Source organism: Pseudanabaena biceps PCC 7429 (genome assembly GCF_000332215.1).
Taxonomy (GTDB): domain Bacteria; phylum Cyanobacteriota; class Cyanobacteriia; order Pseudanabaenales; family Pseudanabaenaceae; genus Pseudanabaena; species Pseudanabaena biceps.
Genome location: NZ_ALWB01000347.1, coordinates 1 through 2992 on the forward strand (window position 1 = coordinate 1; position 2992 = coordinate 2992).

Genomic DNA, 2992 nt, shown 5'->3' on the forward strand with positions numbered 1-2992 from the left:
CAAACACAAGGAATTACCATTGGCTCTGGTGCTGTTGAATCTACTATCAAGCAAATTGGGCGTAGAATCAAAATATCTGGTGCTCAGTGGAAGCGCGATAATCTTCCCCAAGTTCTTAAACATCGTTGCGCTTATCTCAACCTCAATCTTGCCTAAGTATATTTACTCAGTGCCTAATTGAGATGCTCCCGATCGTGTTTTTAGTAAACTAAGTCAATAATTGCTCGTTACGATAGGGCTAACGCACCCTAATTACTGGAGGAATAAGTATTCATGCTGAGCAAGTTCTTATGGGAGAACTGAGAAATCTTCATGTTCCACCCCAAAATGTAAAGCGAATATATACAGAATTTGAACCATGTAATTTTGGAGGTAATAATTGCGTTAGTTTTCTTCGGCAGAATTCCCCAAATACAAAGATATATTACTCATATCCCTTTAATAACGGAATGAATGATATTTCGAGAGTGAGGAAATATCAAGATCTTGGAAAATACAGTGTAGATTTCGATTAGTTTGGAGATTATATGAAACAAAAAATGATTGAAGTTTTTGGTCAAGAAAATTTAGTGTATGCACATCCAGAGAATTTATCAAAAATAAACTTGTCACAAGAAACTAGTAGATTTATTTTAGATATGGGATTGCCATATGTAGTTGATTACTTTAGGTTCTCAATGGATTTTGAAGCAATCTCAAAAGACATAAAAATTGGAGAGTCCTTACAACATTTAGGTCAAGTTTTTTCAGTTGGTTGTCTAAATGCAACTCCATTAGTAGGAAGAATGATACATCTCGGTGAAATTGGTCTATTGAGGAATGCTAATTTATCAGATATAGGTAAAAGGCTAAGGTTTTTAAATATTAACATCGAAGATGATGTAATATTGCATTCAGAAGTAGATAACTCTTCGAGAATATGCCTTGATACTGAAAATGAAGGTAGAATAATATCTATTTCCCCAAAAGATTTGTCAATAACTTTCTTAAATTCAAATTTTCAAAAACTTTCAGCTTGCTTGATAGCTTGTCATATAGATATATTTGCTGGGAAAGACTTTGATCAAGGCATAAATGATTTTAAAAGCGATTTAAAAAAGATAGATCCAAAGGCGTTTGATAGTGAAATATGGGTAGAGATTATAGAAAGATTAGTTATAGATAGTAAGGGCTACTAGTAGTTCGCCAATTTAAGTTTGAAGTGCAATATCTAGAGAGCGATAAAATCATAAGGATATTCTAATGTCCAAAACAACTTACTCAATGGATGCAGTAGCGTAGGGTGCGTTCATGAAATAAAACGCACCAAATAAATCTGCTTGGACTCTATCCTAATTACTCCAGAGATGTTCATACAATTATAGTCGCGATTCTTTTAAACTGCTCTAACGATCTTTTGAACTATGGCTTGAGTCGTTCTCAATTGCCCATGAGGATGATAAAATTCGGTACTGGTTATCTAAAGCGTGATCGACATATTTGCGCCTTTTTTGTTGGCATGAAATGGGAGTTTTAGAATCCATCCCCCATTATCTGACCATTGCCAAGATGTGAATTACATTTATACCTATAAGGATTTTCAAATGAGTGTGAGCAAAAATGGTGCTCCTAAATGCACGCAAAATTCAGGTTTTGACGGTACGTAGTCAACTGAAAACCGCTATACCTCGCAAATAGAATTCACAATTAAGGATAAAATTCCAGAATATTAGCCCGATCACATAATCTTGTAGTGTATTAACGAACGGTAACTAGCGACAGCTATATTAACGCGCCCAGTGAAATTTTCGTTCTGACTCCTGAATTGGTAAATCATTGATGCTAGCAAATCGACGCATCATCAGACCATTTTCTGCAAATTCCCAGTTCTCATTGCCGTAAGCACGATACCAAGAACCAGCTTCATCGTGCCACTCATATTCAAAGCGCACGGCAATCCGATTATCCATAAAGCACCAAAGTTCTTTCTTCAAACGATAGTCTAGTTCCTTTGCCCATTTGCGTTTGAGAAAATCTCTGATCGCATCCCGCCCGTTCAAAAATTCCGATCGATTCCGCCATTCTGAATCTTCCGTATAGGCAAGGGCAACCCGTTCGGGATCGCGGGTATTCCATGCATCTTCTGCTGCCTGTACCTTGGCTTTAGCTGTTTCAAGCGTAAAAGGAGGGAGTGGTGGCTTAGTTTCCATAGTTTTTTTAATATTGATAGAAAGTTAATTGAAAGTTCTAAAATCTCAATGCGAAAATTTCAATGCGAACTGCTGTAGGAGGCGATCGCATTTTTGATAAATTGCTGCCAAGTCTCGTTGGGATGCCAGATAGTCGTCATTGACTGATAAGCTTCTGGCTCGGAGATACCCATTATCAAGCGACGATAGAGATAAACAAACGCTGAAACCCGCATATTCATAGCACAGTGAACGAAGATCGGTCTTTCCCTATGCGCTTGCATCACATCACAAAACTTAGTGAAGTCAGCTATTGTAGGGCTGTCCCAAACTACGGGAATATTAATATAATCCATTCCTAAACCACGAACGATCGCTGGTTCATTGGGTAAAGCATTGGAGGCATTGGGCGGCGCTAAGTTGAGAACTGTTTGATACCCTGCATAACGAATTAAGGAGAATTCCTCAGCAGTGGGTTGTCCGCTTGTCGCCAATCGATCTGAGATATATCGATAGTTCAGAATATCATCTAAGCCTTTTTTGGGTTGTAGGCGAGATTTGACAATCTGCCATGCTGATCGCCCATACAAGACAATATCACTTAAAATACTTTTAATTTTCATATTTCAAAAGTAACTCATTCACATCCATTTTATTTAGTTCGGGCGCTTTTTAGTTCGGGCGCTTTTTGGTATGGGATACTAAGCTCAGAAGATCGTACCGCCCGTTTAGTGAGCGATATGCGCTTCTAAGTCTTAAGTTTAACTATGCTTAGATTAAAATCCAGAGCTAAAACCTGCGGCGCACGCTGCGCGTGCGCCGCA

Annotated in this window: 4 protein-coding genes and 1 pseudogene; 3 read left to right on the forward strand and 2 right to left on the reverse strand. The window is 38.2% G+C overall.

Going from position 1 to position 2992, the window contains the following annotated elements; translation table 11 throughout:
- The 3 genes and pseudogenes from PSE7429_RS25800 to PSE7429_RS22070 all read left to right on the forward strand — a co-directional run.
- Positions 1-156, forward strand: a pseudogene (locus PSE7429_RS25800) (ISKra4 family transposase); the annotation flags it as partial.
- A gap of 113 nt (positions 157-269) precedes the next feature.
- A complete protein-coding gene (locus tag PSE7429_RS28080; RefSeq protein WP_407681168.1) occupies positions 270-515 on the forward strand; it encodes a nucleic acid/nucleotide deaminase domain-containing protein in 246 nt (81 codons plus the stop codon).
- Between the two features lie 12 nt (positions 516-527).
- The gene (locus tag PSE7429_RS22070; protein ID WP_009629604.1) at positions 528-1178 is read left to right on the forward strand and encodes an SUKH-4 family immunity protein; all 651 of its coding nucleotides are present in this window, start codon (positions 528-530) and stop codon (positions 1176-1178) included.
- Between the two features lie 588 nt (positions 1179-1766).
- Here the strand turns inward: PSE7429_RS22070 and PSE7429_RS22075 are convergent.
- Complete coding sequence (locus PSE7429_RS22075; RefSeq protein ID WP_009629605.1) at positions 1767-2189, reverse strand: nuclear transport factor 2 family protein; 423 nt, start codon at positions 2187-2189, stop codon at positions 1767-1769.
- Positions 2190-2248: 59 nt separating this feature from the next.
- On the reverse strand, positions 2249-2791 hold the full coding sequence (locus PSE7429_RS22080) for a protein tyrosine phosphatase family protein (RefSeq protein ID WP_009629606.1): 543 nt from the start codon (positions 2789-2791) through the stop codon (positions 2249-2251).
- Positions 2792-2992: the final 201 nt, after the last annotated feature.

Bases quoted from the DNA above. Each gene is read 5' to 3' on its own strand.
- PSE7429_RS22070 (WP_009629604.1), top strand. From the start codon at position 528: ATGAAACAAAAAATGATTGAAGTTTTTGGTCAAGAAAATTTAGTGTAT.
- PSE7429_RS22075 (WP_009629605.1), bottom strand. From the start codon at position 2,189: ATGGAAACTAAGCCACCACTCCCTCCTTTTACGCTTGAAACAGCTAAA.
- PSE7429_RS22080 (WP_009629606.1), bottom strand. From the start codon at position 2,791: ATGAAAATTAAAAGTATTTTAAGTGATATTGTCTTGTATGGGCGATCA.